11 protein-coding genes are annotated in these 17,602 nt (G+C 58.9%); 4 read left to right on the top strand and 7 right to left on the bottom strand.

Annotation, left to right across the window (positions count from 1 at the left end):
• Window positions 1-228: 228 nt before the first annotated feature.
• Window positions 229-912, top strand: coding sequence for a hypothetical protein (locus HMPREF2942_RS01335; RefSeq protein ID WP_012904284.1), 684 nt, complete (start codon window positions 229-231; stop codon window positions 910-912).
• A gap of 37 nt (window positions 913-949) precedes the next feature.
• Here HMPREF2942_RS01335 and HMPREF2942_RS01330 read toward each other — a convergent pair whose 3' ends face one another.
• The gene (locus HMPREF2942_RS01330; RefSeq protein ID WP_005507281.1) at window positions 950-1,987 is read right to left on the bottom strand and encodes a magnesium and cobalt transport protein CorA; all 1,038 of its coding nucleotides are present in this window, start codon (window positions 1,985-1,987) and stop codon (window positions 950-952) included.
• A gap of 261 nt (window positions 1,988-2,248) precedes the next feature.
• On the opposite strand from HMPREF2942_RS01330, the gene HMPREF2942_RS01325 reads away from it, so the two are divergent.
• Window positions 2,249-2,953, top strand: coding sequence for an S-layer homology domain-containing protein (locus HMPREF2942_RS01325; protein ID WP_070675301.1), 705 nt, complete (start codon window positions 2,249-2,251; stop codon window positions 2,951-2,953).
• Window positions 2,954-3,308: 355 nt separating this feature from the next.
• Here the strand turns inward: HMPREF2942_RS01325 and HMPREF2942_RS01320 are convergent, their stop codons facing one another.
• The 6 genes from HMPREF2942_RS01320 to HMPREF2942_RS01295 form a co-directional block, all read right to left on the bottom strand.
• Entirely contained in the window at window positions 3,309-4,601 is a 1,293-nt protein-coding gene (locus HMPREF2942_RS01320; protein ID WP_049338292.1) for an adenylosuccinate synthase, read from the bottom strand.
• Window positions 4,602-4,836: 235 nt separating this feature from the next.
• Window positions 4,837-5,307 (bottom strand): DUF4870 domain-containing protein, encoded by a 471-nt coding sequence (locus HMPREF2942_RS01315; protein ID WP_070688052.1) that lies wholly within the window; start codon window positions 5,305-5,307, stop codon window positions 4,837-4,839.
• 296 nt (window positions 5,308-5,603) lie between these two features.
• Window positions 5,604-6,671: a pyruvate ferredoxin oxidoreductase gene (locus HMPREF2942_RS01310; RefSeq protein WP_049353466.1), complete on the bottom strand. Its 1,068-nt coding sequence runs from the start codon at window positions 6,669-6,671 to the stop codon at window positions 5,604-5,606.
• 183 nt (window positions 6,672-6,854) lie between these two features.
• The gene (locus tag HMPREF2942_RS01305; protein ID WP_070688050.1) at window positions 6,855-7,835 is read right to left on the bottom strand and encodes a hypothetical protein; all 981 of its coding nucleotides are present in this window, start codon (window positions 7,833-7,835) and stop codon (window positions 6,855-6,857) included.
• Between the two features lie 116 nt (window positions 7,836-7,951).
• Window positions 7,952-8,785 carry a type VI secretion protein gene (locus tag HMPREF2942_RS01300; protein WP_070688048.1) on the bottom strand — a complete coding sequence of 278 codons (834 nt, stop codon included), beginning with the start codon at window positions 8,783-8,785 and terminating at the stop codon, window positions 7,952-7,954.
• A complete protein-coding gene (locus HMPREF2942_RS01295; RefSeq protein ID WP_070688046.1) occupies window positions 8,782-9,420 on the bottom strand; it encodes a hypothetical protein in 639 nt (212 codons plus the stop codon). The genes HMPREF2942_RS01300 and HMPREF2942_RS01295 overlap by 4 nt, the downstream gene beginning before the upstream one ends.
• A gap of 364 nt (window positions 9,421-9,784) precedes the next feature.
• Between HMPREF2942_RS01295 and HMPREF2942_RS01290 the strand changes: the two genes are divergently transcribed.
• On the top strand, window positions 9,785-13,732 hold the full coding sequence (locus HMPREF2942_RS01290; RefSeq protein ID WP_371440615.1) for a S8 family serine peptidase: 3,948 nt from the start codon (window positions 9,785-9,787) through the stop codon (window positions 13,730-13,732).
• 189 nt (window positions 13,733-13,921) lie between these two features.
• On the top strand, window positions 13,922-17,602 hold a 3,681-nt coding region (locus HMPREF2942_RS01285; protein WP_070688042.1), incomplete at its 3' end, for a S8 family serine peptidase.

The following is a 17,602-nucleotide window of genomic DNA, read 5'->3' as shown; positions in this document are numbered from 1 at the left end:
TTTCTCTATTTCGCTAGGTTTCATGAGCGGTTTCACTGGGTTTCACGGGTGGTTTCAGAATTTTTCAGAATTTTCCCAGTTTTACCCCGGGGTAGATTAAAAACTGCTTATCGTGTCAGGGGTCGCTCATAGAGTGTAGGTGTTGGAAGGGACGATCCTTCCGACCGGGCACGCCGTCTCCTGCGGTGTTGCCGCTAGGTTGATTCAGCATCTACGGAAGGAACGGTCATGGACAACACCACTCACGAGAGCCAGTACGCAAACGCAGAGATTTCCTGCACCGCAGATGAGCAGCTGTGCCGTGATGCAGAGTTCAACCTGCTAATGCAGGCGGGCACCATCGTCCGTATGGAGCGTTTCAACGTGGAGGAGCTCCGCGGCGTTCTGGAGCAGCTGGTGGCTGACGGTTCGTGCTTCCGCACCGCGCCGGCGTCTTCGACGATGGGCCGCGTGATGCGTCACCTGACTCAGGGTGCTTCCGGTTACGAGGCGAACCTGGCTGAGCTGCGTGCGGCGGCACAGAACGCTCTGCTGTTCGTGTTCCCCCTGGAGAAGGACCTGGAGATGTGCCTGCGCTTTGAGCGTGTGCAGGGTACCGGCCTGGCGTTGACTCGCCTGGGCGTGAGCCCGGTCAATGGTGACCTGTGGACTCAGCACTGGGCGATGCGTGCGCTGGAGTGCACCGGCGGCGTGTTTGCGGTGGAGTCCGCTCCGGGTGCCTGCAATTTTGAGCTGCGCCGCGAGATGTTCTACGCGATGCTGTCGCTGGTTGAGCTGTCGACTTTGGGTTTGTCGGCTGAGCCGGAGGACTTCTACATGTTTGCCGATTCGGAGGCTGTGTGTAAGAAGTTCAAGCGTGAGCGTCGTGATTGCCGCCGAGCAATGCGTGCCCAGTACGACCGCGCCGCATAAGGTATATCGTGTATGCCTTATGCGGCATACGCGCATATCAGAGCCATTTGTTCTTCTTGAAGAACCAGTAGAGAAGCAGGCAGGAACCCACCATGAGTAGCAGCGCGGCGGGGTAGCCGAACTCCCATTTGAGTTCAGGCATGACCTCAAAGTTCATGCCGTACACGGAGCCAACGATGGTGGGCACCATGAGTAGCGCCGCGTAGGCGGAGATTCTCTTGGTGTCGTCGTTCTGCTGCTGACCGAGCAGGGTGTCGTGCACGCGCAGTGCGTTTTCGAGGGAGCTGCGAAGGTCTTCGAGGCGTTCTTTTGTTTGGGTTACGTGGTCGAGCACGTTGCGGAACTGCCGGGCGAGCTCGACCGCTTCTTCGTTCTTTTCTTCGTCGGATACGCCCGGGTAGGGTGAGGGGTCGAGCGCGCCGGTGCGCATCCCTTCGATGATGCGGCCGATCATGGATTCGAGGGGTCGGCAGGCACGCTGGAAGTCGATGACCTGGTTGAGCAGTTCGTAGATGCGCCGTGCGAGGGAGTTGGCGTCGCGCCGCTCGCTGTGGGAGAAGAGGATGTCTTCGATTTCGTCGCTGTCGTTTTCGAGGCCATCGAGCACGGGTGCGTACCCGTCGACGGTGCTGTCGAGGATGCGGTGCAGCAGTCGGGCGGGGGATGCATCGGGGGTGGCGTAGAGCAGGTTGAACTGGTCGTTGATGCGCTGGTTGCTGCGTTGTTCGTCGCGAACGAGTGCGAGGGTGTAGCGGGGGCCGGTGAAGAGGTGCAGTTCGCTGAGGCGCACTTCTTCTTCTTTGTCGAGGTAGATGGCGGGGCGGATGACGGTGAAGAGGGAGTCGCCGTATCGTTCTAGTTTGGCGCGCTGGTGGCCTCGTCCGGCGTCTTCGATGGCGAGTTCGTGCAGGTTGAAGGTTTTTTGCAGGGCGTGTAGTTCGTGGATGTCGGGGTTGGCGTATCCGAGGGCTACGGCGGTGTTGGGCTGCTGGTAGGCGTTGAGGGTTTCTTCTTCGGGTGCGCCTATGCGGATGCGGTCGCCGCTGGGGTAGATGGCTCCGGTAATGTAGGTCATCGTTCTCCTCCTCTGAACGCTTTGGCGCCACGTGTGTGGGCGCTCTTTCCAGCATACGGCACACGCCCCGTCCGGTCACATGTGCAGGTTCGGAGGCGCTGGAGGCTGGGGTGTTGTGGTGAGTCTTGGATTTTCTTTTTAAGATATCTGGGGGTTATAGAGTTTCAACCTTCCCTTGAGAACTAATAAAGTCTAAACTTCTAGTTAATAAGACTGTGATTGTCTTAGAACCAACCACTATTTTCTTTTGAGGAGTCAACGATGCTGTTGAAACCGTTTGTGAAGGGGGCGGCGTGTACTTTTGCCGCTGCCTCTCTCTTGTTGTCTGCGGTGGCGCCTGCTTCTGCGGCGCAATTACACCCTAAGACTTTTTCTCCTTTTCCGGGTGATGAACTGGAAGTCACCTGCATTAATGAGTCTGAGTACAATACCCCGGGTGATTATCAGGATAAGGTGATCGCTTGGGCGGAGTGCACTGGACTTATTACTCACGGCCGCCGTCTTTATCTTCAGAAGAATAAGAATGCTCCCCAGCCTGCGATGACTCGTGGGCAGCTTCTTGAGTTTCTGTACCATGTGAAGGGCAGGCCCGTGGTTAAGGACCTTCCTGCTACTTCACCGTACAGCGATATCTCGGTCAATGACCCGCACTACCCTATTGCTATCTGGGCTACTCGTGAAGGTATCAGCAGCGGATGGGGAGACGGAAAGTTCCATTACGACGCCACCGCATACATTGATACTGCGCTCATTTTCCTTTATCGAATGCACGGTAAGCCGACGGTCAACCTTACCCCCATCCCCGAAGAATACGCACATTGCGTTAAAGAAAATAGCGACATGCACAAGGCACGTAGCTGGTATGGTTCACCAAACATGAGCTGTGGGTATATCGATAATGATGAAGTTACTTTTTCAGATATTCTATATACCCTCTACAGATTGGATTTGATGGGAATCTTATAGAATATTTTGGGGCTCTATATCAATACTGATATTGATATAGAGCCCCAAATTTTTATTTAAAATTCCACAGAATTAGATTCATAAATACCGCGACTGTAATTAGAATTTTTGTCAAAATATTTCCGGTTTTTCTTGGATTCTTCTTCAATGTCATACATTCCATACCGCATAACAAAGTTATTAATCGTGACATCCATATACCCTGCACGCCACGGGCCAAAGTGAACTTTCCATGGGTAATTCTCTGGATTTTCTCTGCGATACTCGTCGTAAACATCACCACAGACTGCACAAAGCCCCCAGCAGGTACCGTGCAGGTACCTTCCGGGGGCTTTCGCGTCTTGAGCTTTTGCGCTTAGTCTTCGTTGATGAGGTCGCGGACCACGATGGTCTGGTCACGGTCCGGGCCCACACCAATCGCAGAGATACGGCAGCCAGAAATCTCTTCCAGCTTCAGCACGTACTTGCGGGCATTCTCGGGCAGCTCATCCAGGCTCTTCGCATCCGAAATGTTCTCGGTCCAGCCGTCGTAGTACTCGAAAATCGGCTTAGCGTGGTGGAACTCGGTCTGAGTCATCGGCATCTCGTCGTGGCGCACACCGTCAACATCGTAAGCCACGCAGACCGGGATCTTATCCAGGCCGGTCAGCACGTCCAGCTTGGTGATGAACAGGTCGGTGAAACCGTTGATGCGCACAGCCTGACGCGCCAGCACGGCGTCGTACCAGCCGCAACGACGCGGGCGGCCGGTGTTCACGCCGAACTCGCCGCCGGTAGTGCGCAGGAACTCGCCCATCTCATCGAACAGCTCGGTCGGGAAGGGGCCAGCACCCACGCGGGTGGTGTACGCCTTCTGAATACCGATTACGCGGGAGATGCGGGTCGGGCCCACACCCGAACCGACGCACGCACCGCCGGAGGTCGGGTTGGAAGAGGTCACGAACGGGTAGGTGCCGTGGTCAACGTCCAGGAAGGTTGCCTGGCCGCCCTCCATCAGCAGGGTCTTACCCTCGTCCAGTGCCTTGTTCAGCAGCTGGGTGGTGTCCACAATCATCGGCTTCAGACGCTCGGCGTAAGACATGAAGTACTCGACAATCTCGTCAACCTCAACGTGGCGGCGGTTGTAGACCTTCACCAGCAGTTCGTTCTTCTGACGCAGTGCGCCTTCAACCTTCTGACGCAGGATCGACTCGTCCAGGATGTCCTGAACACGCACGCCGAGGCGGCCAACCTTATCCATGTAGGCGGGGCCGATACCGCGGCCGGTGGTGCCGATAGCGCGCTTGCCGAGGAAACGCTCGGTCACCTTGTCCATGGTCTGGTGGTAGGGTGCGACCAGGTGTGCGTTAGCGGAAATCTTCAGGCGGGAGGTGTCAGCACCGCGGGCCTCAAGGCCGTCAATCTCAGCGAAAAGAGCCTCGGGGTTAACAACCACGCCGTTACCAATCACGGGGACGGCGTTATCACTCAGAATACCCGCGGGCAGCAGCTTCAGCTCAAACTTCTGGCCGTTCACCACCACGGTGTGACCGGCGTTGTTACCGCCGTTGGGCTTGACCACGTAGTCTACGCGGGGGCCGAGCAGGTCGGTTGCCTTACCCTTACCCTCATCGCCCCACTGGGCGCCCACAATCACGACAGCTGACATTTTGTGCTCCTTGAAAGCCTTGAAGATACGCACCGGATTTCACGGCGCGGCGGCGACCTACCGCCTCATGATCCGGGTAGGCACACCTCTTCTAATGATACCGTGCCCGTCCCTTTAAGTCCCGTGTGACGGGGCGGTAGGCGTGCCAGATCCGGTGCCGGTGAGCCTCACCGGGCACGGCAACGCCCCCATCCGATATTCGGACGGGGGCGCTACCGGCATGAGCTTATGAAGACTACTTGATGATCTCGATGAAGGTCATCGGGTAGGTGTACTGCTCACCGCGGTTTGCGGCCATAGCAGCCAGGCTGTGGAAGATAACCATCAGGATAGCCACAACCAGCGGGACAACCCACAGGATGATGCCCAGGATGCCGAAGGTCAGAATAATCAGCAGCCAGGAAGCCATGCTGATGACCCACAGGGAGAAGTTGAAGTTGAACGCGCGGCGGGATGCTTCCTTAGTGAAGGAGTAACCGGGCTTGTCCTTGTAGATGAACCACATGACCAGCGGCGCGAGAATACTTGCGGATGCGAAGGACAGCAGAGACAGAATTGCAGAAGCCAGGTGCGCGAGCATCGCCATGTTCTGGTCGTCCTTGGAGGAGACTACGTAACCGTTGGGCTGCTGACCCGGCGCCTGCGAGTAGGAGGGTGCCTGCTGGGAGTACTGGTTGTACTGTTCAGGGTTCGGGTTCTGGGACATCGTTCTTTTCCTTAATCTATCGATGAGTGGATACAGCTAATCGTTGAGGCGCGGCTAATCATTGAGGCGCGGCGGCAGGCTAACTCGCCGTTTTCGGCGGGTGCCCGCCTCGCTCGGCTTGGTCGCAACGCTCGTGATGGTTTCACCCTATCAAGGCAAAGTAAATGGAATATTAACCCTCGCCGGACAACAGACGAAGAAACCCGAATATGACATAAAAAAGACGCCTCTGCCCCTCCACGCGGTGTTACGTACGTGGAGGGGCAGGTCGTTATACGGTGTGGATTGGCTTGAGGTTAGTCTTGTATCTCTACATCGGGTGAGCCAGGATGCGCGGCGGGCTTATGTAGTGCGGCAGGCTCGCGCTGTGCGGCGGCCTCGCGCGGTGCCGCAGACTCGCGTAGCTTTACACGTTCCCGCCTTTTCAGCGCCTCATACTCATCGAAAAAACCATGTTTCTTCGTGTATCCGTTGATGCCCGTGTAGTCGTCCGGCAGGCGGTTGTACACCAGGTAGTACCAGAACTCGGCATGTACCGTCTTTGTTTTCTGGATGAGTTCCCTCAGCCGGTTCTTATGCTTCACAGCCTGAACAATACCCACAATCCACAGGATCGGCACCACAAAAAATGATCCCAGACCGATAATGATGAAGAAGAACAGCATCGACATGCCGGCATTATTATCGAACATGCTCACCAAAGGAACCAGCACAAACGGGTTCAGTATCAGTAGGACAATAAGCACGGCTTTCCAGAAGGTGCGCTGACCCTCGATCTCTTCAATGTTGGAGCCAGCCAACGGATTATTGATGGGAACGTAGCCCACCGGTTGCAGCTCGGCCGCCCGCGATATGGGGTTCTCCTCAGCCTTGACCGGGTTCAGGTGGGCGGCGCACGCCTGCATGGGTGCGGAGGATTCAAGCGAGCGGTCCAGCAGGCGCATTTCGATAAGTTCCGAGTCGGGGATGCCGAAGAACGGCTCAGGAATAACCGGCAGAATAGCGCCCGGTTGCAGACCGAGGTGTTCCAGCCGAACGTACTCGCCGTAGGCGTGCGTTGCCTGAGCCTGCTCTTGCTGAGCCTGTTCAGTGGAGGCGAGCGCTACCGGGTGGTTCGCCTCGTCGTCCTTGCGAGATTCGTGAGTATCTTCCGGGGTGTCTTCTGAGGTGTCTTCCGGTTCGTTGCTACCGTCGGAGTCTTCGCTGTCGGAGGCTTCGTGCAGCTCAACGTCTTCATTTTTCTGCGTCTGCTCGCCCATGAGTAGCGCCATGTATTCCGGGATGGACTGGTCGGTGTCCCAGAGGGGCTGGTACGCCTCGTCCTTCTTTGCAGCTTCCTTCTTTTCAGTGAGTCGGTCTGCCATGGTCGTCTCCTTCGCTTACCAGACATACTCCTAGCGGCACCACCGTACCAGCAGGCGCTGGATAGTCCCTTGAAACCTGCCTGATAAAAGCTGAGAAAAAGCCCCCGACAAGCGCCAACACACACGTGTTAACACTGCCGGGGGTTCAGCGCTACCAGAGTCCAGGGGCTCACGGGAAGTCGACTACGATACATCCGCTGAGTTTGGATCAGAGCTTGAGGTAGGGCTCGGGGCACTCAGCGGCTGAGGGGCTGACGCCACCGAAGACATCGAAGACGCTGCACCCAGGATTCCCTGCATTTCCTCGGAGTCCCTAGGCAGGCGGTCATACACCAGGTAGAACCAGAACGACCCGAGAGGCATGGCCTTCCACTTCAGCGCCCGATACTTTCGGCTCACTCGGAGTAGCGCAAAAATCAGCGCACCAGCCCACAAGAACAGGGGAAGACCAAATGTCGCCAGAGAAAATATCAGGAAGAAATAGTAAACAAACCCGCCGAAGCGAGGGTCCTCTGTAACGGTAGCCAGCAGAAGATAAGTCAGGGGATTAAACACCACACCCACGAAGAAGAGGGCAATGAGCTCAGGCCAGGCCTTCTTCCACAGGTCTGATCCGCGCACCTTGCCCGCAAGTGGGGTTGCTGAGATATACCCGATAGGTCGCGGAGTACCGACTACTTTCTCATCCATCCAGGCAGGAAAAGCGGTCGGCACCTGCCGGTGTGCAGATGCGCCAGCATCCGTGCCCATGGGGGACATGCGGCGCATCGTAGGGCCCGGGCGACCGTACAGCGGTCGGTTCAGCACCGGGTGACCCGTCGCCGAGGGGAAAAAATTCGCCGCCTGCGCAGACGGCGCAGGAGCAGAAACCGACAAAGTAGACGCCGCAGAATTGGGCGCTGCAGGGTTGGGCTCCGCAGAATCAGGTGCTGCAGGAACCACGGGGTGAGCAGACGCGGATGCAGAACGAGCCTTCTGTATCTCCATGACCTCCTTCACCGGCTCGGGAATCTCCCCGGTCGGCGCGGCAACCGGCGTTCCGTGAAGAAGCAAAGCCGAATAATCGGGGGCGGGCTGCCCCATATCCCACAGGGGCTGATACCTGCTATCGCTCTTCTCGGTTGGGTTCTGAGGGTTTTTCGGTGCTTCGCTATGCTCCGCCACGGTAACCTCCTCCAATGCTTGTCTGCTTGTTAGTGTCTGTTGTGTTGTCTACATTGTGTGTTCGGTGCGCGGGGGCTCAATCCCGTAGCTGTTCTTTGAGCCAGTGGCTAGTCTGCTTAAGCCTCGGCCGCTTCGTTAAGCCGCACGATGCTCAGAATCCACGCCACAAACCAGATGATGCCGGGAATCCCCATGAGCCCTGCGCTCACCTGATTCACCATCATAAAGAGAGCTGCGACGAGTGGCCCCGCCCCGAACAGGCCCGTAATGGAGAGAATCCCCGCCGCAATATAAGGATTCAGTACGGAAACGGCAAAGAACAGAAGCTTCGCCTCCCCCTTCTGAGATGAATCAGACGAACCGCCAAAACTCGTCACCGGCTGAGTAATGCCACTACGATGCCGCGAAGCGTAGCGCTCCTGGTTTGTTTTAGAGGGCGGGGCGCAGTCATACACCAGCCGGAACGTAAGTTTCTCCCCGGCCTTACGCCTCCAGATGAGCCGCACCATCACACCTAAGAAATTGATGAGAGCCCACAGAGAGAAAAAGAACAGCGTTAGCGGAAGAATACCGATGCTCAGCACCGAAAATCCTATGCCTGCCAGGTAAAGAGAACCTAGAGTTTCTTCGCTCAGGGTATAAGAAGGCAACAAGAAATATACGAAAGGATTCGCCGCGATAGCCAACGCTAGGTACACCAGCACCTCCACCACGCGTCTACCAGTGTGGGGCTTGCGGTTAGGAACCGGCAGAGGGCAGTAACCAACCAGCTCGCCGCCGTGTTCCTCCGGCAATTCTCCTTGGGGGAGAGTCCCCTGAACATCATCCGCGTGGATGCGCATCAGCTGCGGATTGGGGCGACCGTAATACACCTGGGGTGCCACCTTCAAAACACGCTGATGAGGGGAAACGGGTTGGTCGTCGATGGGCTGGTTGTTATCGTCGGTCATGATTCCTCCTGATGGTGCGATTCAAGGATGCGGTGCAGCAACGCCGTGGCTGAACCACCGTCAAGCGGGGTGCACTCGTACACCAGCCGGAACTGAAAATCCTGCTGAATCTTGTGCTGTCTAACGAGCAGGCGCGTCGATTCGATGGCATCCCCAACAGCATTCAGAAACTTTCCTACGCAGAGGAGCAGCAACCAGATTTCTGCGACGAGGCCGACAAAGCCCACAATCAAAATCAGTGGAGGGAAATAAAAGAGCGGAATCAAAAAAATGACAAGTATCATCGCCATTTCCTCGCCCACTCCCCTGAAACCCAGGCTGAAAAGTATCGGGCTCATCAGCACGATAAAGAAAGATGACCAGAACACCATCCGAAGCAGCGGCCCCAGGACATACCAGGTGAAGCCGCTCCAATCGGTGAAGAAGCCCTTCGCGTTGAAGGTTTCGCGGGGCTTTTCCATGGGGGCGTAGCCTACCACATCGCCAATCTGCCAGGCGGATGAGCTGTACTCGGTGAGGGTACCCTGCACCTCTCCCCTATGGATGCGTTCCAACCGTGGACCGGGGCGGCCGTGCATAACCTGGGGTGACATCAGCAGAACAGAATCCTCAGTGGAAACGCGTCGCTTGACCATGGTTCGACCCTCCCTATCCCATCATTTTTGATAGATGTTCAATAGATGGTTTTACAGTAACAATCGAACCTGAAAAGAACCTGAACCCGAATGCAAATGAAAAACATGCAAAAGAAAAGGGTCGAACATGTCCACAATTTGATGCATTTAGGAGTAATAAACGCTTCACAAGCCATTTTGAGGTGTATCCTAGTTCACATCTAGTGTGTTCAAGTTCAGCTGGAACCCACCAGAACAACACCACAAGCCTCCCAGAAACACCCCGGGAGCCAAGCAAAGGAGCACCGTGACACACACCGCCTCCCCAAACCCCCGCGGCCGGTCGCATCGACGCCGAATCGGCAGCGGGCTACTCACCCTCAGCATGGCGCTGAGCCCCCTCGCAGCCCTGGGCACCACCGCCCACGCCGCGGAAGACCCCGACGCCGTCAAGCAGGTACTCAGCGAAAGCATGAAGAACGCCAGCGGCACCGTCACCGCCTTCGTCCGCTTCAAGGGTAAGGGCGCCTTTGAACAGACCCAGCCCGCAGGCGTACTCGCTGGCACGCAGGCACCCGTCAACCGCAGCTCGCAGGTGCAGGCAATCGCCTCCCAGGTGCAGAGCCAGGCACAGCAAGTCAGCAGCCAGTCCGGCGCGCAGGTCCTCTACACCACCCACAACGCAGTACGCGGCGTGGCAGTGCGCGGTGACGCCGAGTCCATCAAGGCACTCGCCAACCGCTCCGACGTAGAGAAGATCTCGCCCATCCTGCCCAAGTACCGCCAGAACGCGGGCGCCGCCGTTGACGCAGGCTCTCTCGCCACCTGGACCGGCACCACCAACCCCGCCGGCGCGGGCGGATACACCGGCAAGGGCGTGAAGATCGCCGTCATCGACTCCGGTATCGACTACACCCACACCGACTTCGGCGGTAGCGGCAAGCTCGAAGACTACGAGAAGGCATCCAAACTCACCGAGCTGCCCTCCGCAGACTCCGGGCTCATCAACCGCACCAAGGTTGCTGGCGGCTACGACCTCGTTGGTGACGCCTACGACGGCAGCAACACCGCTGTTCCCGACGGCAACCCGCTCGACTGCACCACCGGCGGCCACGGCACCCACGTGGCGGGCACCGCGGCAGGCTACGGCGTGAACGCCGATGGCACCACCTTCACCGGCGACTACAGCAAGCTCACCGCAGAGCAGCTCAAGACCATGAAGATTGGCCCCGGCGTCGCCCCCGACGCTGAAATCTACGCCTTCCGCGTCTTCGGCTGCAGCGGTAGCACCAACGTCGTTATCGAGGCGCTCGACCGCACTCTTGACCCCAACGGTGACGGCGACTTCTCCGACCGCGCGAACGTGGTCAACATGTCCCTCGGTGGCGAATTCTCCCCGCAGGACGACCCCGAAGCCTACGCCGTTGACGCGCTTACCCGCGCCGGCGTGCTCTCCGTGATCTCCGCGGGTAACGCCAACGACTACAGCCTGCGCGGCGACACCTACTCCAACTCCGGTCACCCCGCCACCGCCTCCAGCGCAATCACCGTAGCTAACGCCTACGGCTCCACCCGCGCCGTCGATGCGGCAGAGCTGACCGACCCCGCCACCGGCACCACCCGCAAGGTACGCGGCGATTACAGCGTCTCCTACCCCTGGGCACAGGCAGGTAGCAAGGAATTCACCGGCGAACTCACCGCAATCTCCGAGAACAACCGCTACGCCTGCAACGCCCTCAGCGCCGACGAAGCGGCAGCTGTAAAGGGCAAGTGGGTGCTCATCGACTGGGCTAAAGATGACGGTGAACTCGCCTGCGGCTCCAAGGTGCGCTTCGACAACCTGGAGGCGGCAGGCGCCAAGGGCGTACTGCTTGCAGGCCACGACGAAGAACCCGGCCTGGGTATTGCCGGTAACGATACCCTGCCCGGCTTCCGCCTGGCAGCATCCGCCGCTAAGGACCTGCGTGCACAGATCACCGCAGCAGAAGCGGCAGGTAAGCCCCTGACCGTGCGCCTCGGCAACGAGCTGAAGTCCTCCCTGCGCGTGGACACCGATAAGCTGGATCAGCTGAACCCCATGAGTGCCCGCGGCTTCCACGGCAGCTACGGCTACACCAAGCCCGACATTGCGGCACCCGGCTCGTACATCACCTCCGCGGCGGTGGCGACCGGTAACAACTCCGTGACCTTCAGCGGCACCTCCATGGCGGCACCCTACGTGACTGGCTCCGCCGCCCTGGTCATGCAGAGCCACCCGACCTACACCCCCGCACAGGTCAAGTCCGCCCTCATGAACACCGCGACCCACGATGTGCGCACCGAATCCGGTGCCGCGTACGCGGTGGACCGTGTGGGCGCCGGACGAGTCGACACCCTCGCTGCCGTGCAGTCGAAGTCCCTCGTCTACAACGCTGACAAGAGCGGTACCGTGTCCCTGAGCTTCGGTGTGCTCGAGTACGCACCGGATGCTGGCGTTCAGACCCTCACCCGCGAGGTGACGGTTGAGAACACCGACTCCGTGGCGCACACCTACGCCCTGTCCTACGCTGAAAGCACTAATATTCCCGGCGTGGAATACTCCTTCCCCTCCGCGGTCACCCTCGCACCCGGTGAAACTAAGAAGTTCGAAGTCACCGTGCGCATCGACCCGTCCAAGCTGGAGAAGACCCGCGACGCAGCAATGGACACCACCCAGAACGCAACTGACTACTACACCGGCAACGAAACCGTTCCCGAACAGTACCGTCAGTACATTGCCAGCGCATCCGGCCGACTCGTCCTCACCGAAGACGGCACCAAGGCACTGCGCCTGCCCGTTCACGTGGCACCCAAGCCCGTGAGCACCATGCACGCTGCCGAAGACACCGTCACCTTCACCCAAAAGCCCTCCAGCGACGAGGCACAGAAGGCAGACACTGGCTGGACCAAGTCCCAGATCTCGCTGCGCGGCACCGAGGTCAACCAGGGCGGCTACCGCTCCCTGCTCGGCGCTTTCGAGTACGGTGCGAGCGTGGACCGTGTGGCTCCCACCTCCCTGTCGCTGAACAGCAACGTTAAGGCGAACCTGCAGTACGTCGGTGCTTCCTCGGATGCGCCCGCGCTGAAGGCAGCCGGCGGCAATGCCGATGACGGCACCCTGCGCTTCGGTATCTCCACCTGGGCGAACTGGGATGTTGTCTCCTACGAGAACACCTTTACCGTAGAAATCGACACTGACGGCAACAACCGCGCCGACTACAAGCTGGTCACCGACCGCGCTAAGGGCCTGGACTACCCGCTGGTTCGCCTCTACGGCTACAAGAACGGCAACCTCGTCGAGCTCGGCTACTACCCGCTCAACGGCGCCTGGGGTGATGTGGACACCAACATGATGGACACCAACACCCTCATCATGAGTGCACCCCTCAAGGACCTGGGCCTGACCAGCGCAAACAACCCGGACATCCAGTACCGAGTCAGCGCAACCACCCAGTACGAGTGGGGTAACGTCAGCGAAACCGGCTGGATCAAGTACCGCCCCTTCAGCCCCAAGCTGTGGTTCAGCGGCGACTCCTCCGCCGTGGCTGGCCTTCACCCGGATGCCTCCACCACCACCCTGACGGCGCACCGCTCCGCTGACGCAATCCCCGCGCTCGGCGAATCCGGTACCCCCGCCAAGGCGCTGCTGCTGCACCTGCACAACGGCACCGGCGACCTCTCCGGTACCAACGGCGCCAAGGGCAACCGCGCCGAGGTGCTGAACATCAAGGAGCAGCAGACCGAGTACATCACTCCGTCCCGCTTCACCGATGTGAAGAACACCGACCAGTTCTACACCGAGATCTCTTGGTTGGCTCAGCGCGGCATCACCACCGGCTACCCGGACGGCACCTACCGCCCGCTGGAGTCCGTGGAACGTGGCGCAATGGCGGCGTTCTTCTACCGCATGCAGGGTTCCCCGCAGTTCACTGCCCCCTCCACTCCGAGCTTCAAGGATGTGCCCACCACGCACCCCTTCTACAAGGAGATTGAGTGGATGAAGGCTCAGGGCATCACCACCGGCTACTCGGACGGCACGTTCCGCCCCTCCGCACCGGTGAACCGTGACGCCATGGCTGCGTTCTTCTACCGTGCAGCGGGTTCCCCGCACGTGGATCTGCCCGCAACCAGCCACTTCAGCGATGTTTCCACCGATAACCAGTTCTACCGTGAAATCACGTGGCTGGCTTCGAAGGGCATCAGCACCGGCTGGCCGGACGGCACCTACCGCCCGGTGACCCCCATTGCCCGCGACGCAATGGCTGCGTTCATCTACCGCTACACCGAGAAGGTTGCTAACCAGGCCGGCCGCTAGACGGTAGCTAACCGGTAGTAAACGGTTCGGGGCCTGAAAACCCCGGAACCTTTCTAAGTTTTGGTGGCGGTTTCACCGGCGGATGCACTCACTCGTCGTCTGCCGGTGGGGCCGCCTCCGCGTATCACCGATACACAACCACAGAGCACACAGCACCATCGAAAAATAGAAAATCCGAAGGAGGATTCCATGACAACGCCTCATGCGCCACGCCGCAGAATGAAGGCTGTCGGTGCGACCGGTTTGAGTGCGGCTCTTGCCCTTACTCTCGGCGTTCCCGCCACTTTTTCTGCAGCTCACGCTCAGAGCCCCCAGCAGGTCGAAGGAAGCACTGCGAGCGCATCCGGTGACGCTGCCTCGCGTATCAGCCCGGGCCTGCAGAAGGCTGAAGGCCAAATCACCGTGTATGTGCAGTTCAAGGGCAAGGGCGCGTATGAGCAGACCCAGTCCGCGGCTGTTCTGGCACGTAAGGAGGCGCCGGCGAACCGTCAGGCGCAGGTGCAGGCTATTGCAGCTCAGGTGCAGTCGCAAGCTCAGTCTGTGGCGGCTGCTTCTGGTGCGAAGCTGATGTACACCACGCATAATGCGATGCGTGGTGCGGCGATTACTGGTGATGCTGCGCAGATTCGTGCGTTGGCGGAGCGCCCGGATGTGGAGCGTATTTCGCCGATTATCGCGAAGGAGCGTATGAACTCCGGTAGCGAGATTGATACGAAGACTCTTGCCACGTGGACTCGTGAGAATACGGGGTACACGGGTAAGGGCGTGAAGATTGCGGTTGTTGACTCCGGTGTTGACTATACGCACGCTGATTTTGGTGGCCCCGGTACGGTGGATTCGTACCTGAAGGCTAAGGCGATGACGGAGCTTCCGTCCGCTGATTCGGGTCTGATTGATCGTAATAAGTTCATTGGCGGCATTGACTTGGTCGGTGATGACTACAATGCGTCGGTGGCTGAGAAGTCGACTCCGCAGCCGGATAATAACCCGCTGGATTGCCGCCCGGATGGTTTCGGTTCTGGCGGTCACGGCACACACGTGGCGGGTACTGCCGCCGGTTATGGTGTGACGGCGAACGGTACGACTTACCGTGGCGATTACAAGAACCTGACGGAAGAGCAGCTGAAGGGCATGTCTATTGGCCCAGGTACTGCTCCTGACGCTCAGATTTTGGCGATTCGTGTGTTCGGTTGCTACGGCAATTCGAGTGTTGTGATGAAGGCGCTCGATACCGTGATGGACCCGAATGGTGACGGTGATTTCTCTGACCGCGCCGATATTGTGAACCTGTCGCTCGGTGGCGAGTTCGCCCCGGCTGACGACCCTGAGTCGTACATGATTAATACGATGGCGCGCCAGGGTGTGTTCACTGTGGCTGCTGCCGGTAACGCCAATAACTACAACGGTGTGGGTGACACCTACTCCGATTCGGGTAGCCCGGCGAATGCGGCTGCGGCGCTGTCGGTGGCGAACGCCTACGGTTCGACTCAGCCGATTGACCGTGTCCGCACGACCACGAAGACTGGTTTGGAGTGGTTGCAGGGTGATTATTCGGTGAACTTCGATTATTCGAAGGCATCCGCTGATCAGCTGCGCGGCGAGGTTGTTGCCGCACCGAAGCGTAACCGTTACGCTTGCGAGGCTTTCACTGCTGAAGAGGCGAAGGCTTTGAAGGGTAAGTGGGTTTACTTCGAGTGGGATCAGGACGATTTGACGTTCCCGTGCGGTTCGAAGACTCGTTTCGATAACGTTCAGGCTGCCGGCGGTGTTGGCGTGGTGATGGCCGGTAAGGCTGAGCGCTACACGATTGGCATTGGTGGTAATGCGACCATTCCGGGTCTGCGTCTGACTGCTTCTTCGACGAAGGACCTGGAGAAGGCCCTGGCAGCCGGTCCGGTGACCGTTGAGATGAACCTGGACTACAAGGCTTCGGGCCGCGGTCCTCACTCGCACGCTTTTGATTTGAATTCCTCGAGCGCTCGCGGTCAGCACGGTTCTGATGGCTTCATTAAGCCTGACCTTGCGGCACCGGGTACTGAGATTGTCTCTGCCGCTGTAGGCACGGGTAATAAGGGTGTTTCCTTCACCGGTACCTCCATGGCGACCCCGCATGTTGCCGGTGTTGCCGCTCTGGTGATGCAGGCGCATCAGGATTACAACCCGCAGATGATTAAGGCTGCGCTGATGAACGGCGCGTCCACCCCGATCAAGAATGAGCAGGGTGCGCAGTACGCGGTGGATCGTGTGGGTACGGGCATGGTGAATGCTCGCGCCGCCGTGGACGCGAAGGTCATTGCGTACGATGCGAAGACCCCCGAGCGTGTTTCGACTGCGTTTGGTGTGCTGGAGTACACCCCCGATTCGGGTATTCAGACTGTTCAGCGTGAAATCGTGCTGGACAACACCGATTCGCAGGCTCACACCTACACTCTGAACTACGAGGCAAGCACGACCATCCCGGGTGTGGAGTACTCCTACCCGCAGCAGGTGAGCGTGGGTGCCGGTGAGCGTAAGAACGTGACCGTGACCGTGCGTATTGACCCGTCCAAGCTGGAGAAGACCATGGACCCGGCGATGAGCGCCGACCAGGTTGCTCAGGATTGGACGACCGGTAAGACTCTGGCTGCTGGTAAGCGCCAGTACATTGCGAGCGCTTCTGGTCGCCTGATTTTCTCTGAGAATGGTCGCGAGGCGATCCGCCAGTCGATTCACGTAGCACCGAAGCCCGTCTCGAAGATGCGCGTTGATGCGTCCCGTATTGATTACAAGGGCATTGCCGATAAGGAGTCCACGGTGACTCTGCGCGGTACGACCCTGAACCAGGGCGGTTACCGTTCGCTGCTGGGTGCGTTTGAGCTGGGTGCGGTCAGTGACCGTATTCCGTCCGGTCAGCTGAAGCTGCCGTCGAACCAGGCTGTTGACCTGCAGTATGTGGGTGCCGCTTCGGATGCTCCGGCGTTGAAAGCTGCCGGCAAGAACCCGAACGATGGTTCTCTGTTCTTCGGTATTTCGACCTGGGGCACCTGGGATAGCATGCACTGGGGCCGTCAGGTACAGGTGCAGATTGATACGAACAACGACTCCACCGCAGATTACGTTCTGGAGGTGACCCGCGAGAAGGGTCTGGACTACCCGCTGGTGAAGGTCTGGTCCATCTCCGGTAACGCATCCACCGTGGTGGCTCGCTACCCGCTGAACAGCGCCTGGGGCGACACCGACACCAACATCATGGACACCAACACCATGATTCTGGGTGTACCGCTGAAGGACCTGGGCCTGACCGCTGAGAAGGCTCAGAGCATCAAGTACACGGTGCAGACCGACACCTGGTACAACGATGGCAACCCCTACGTGGACACCACCTCGGCTATCGAGTACTCCCCCTTCAACCCCGGTGTTTGGTTCACCGGTGAGGAGTCGGGCGTGCCCGGCCTGTTCGTGGACCGTGACGGCGGTCAGCTGACCGTTCACCGCAAGAACAACAACAAGGAGCGTCAGGCTCTGTTCCTGCACATGCACAACGCGACCGGTGACCTGAGCGGCCGTAAGACCGCTAACGGTGTTGCCGCTGGCGACCGTGCGCAGATCGTGAAGGTGGCGCGTACCATCCACGATGCACGTTTCACCGACGTTCCGGCGGATAACCAGTTCTACCGTGAAATCACGTGGATTGCTGCCCGTCAGATTGACCGCGGCTACCAGGACGGCACCTTCCGCCCGCTGAACAACATGGACCGCGCAACCATGGCTGCGTACTTCTACCGTATGAGCGGCTCGCCGCAGTACACCGCACCGTCCACCCCGAGCTTCTCGGATGTTCCGCTCAACCACCCCTACTACAAGGAGATTGAGTGGATGAAGGCTCAGGGC

The sequence above is a fragment of the Rothia sp. HMSC071C12 genome, assembly GCF_001813895.1.
GTDB lineage: Bacteria > Actinomycetota > Actinomycetes > Actinomycetales > Micrococcaceae > Rothia > Rothia mucilaginosa.
This window is presented reverse-complemented; position numbering and strand designations above follow the sequence as displayed.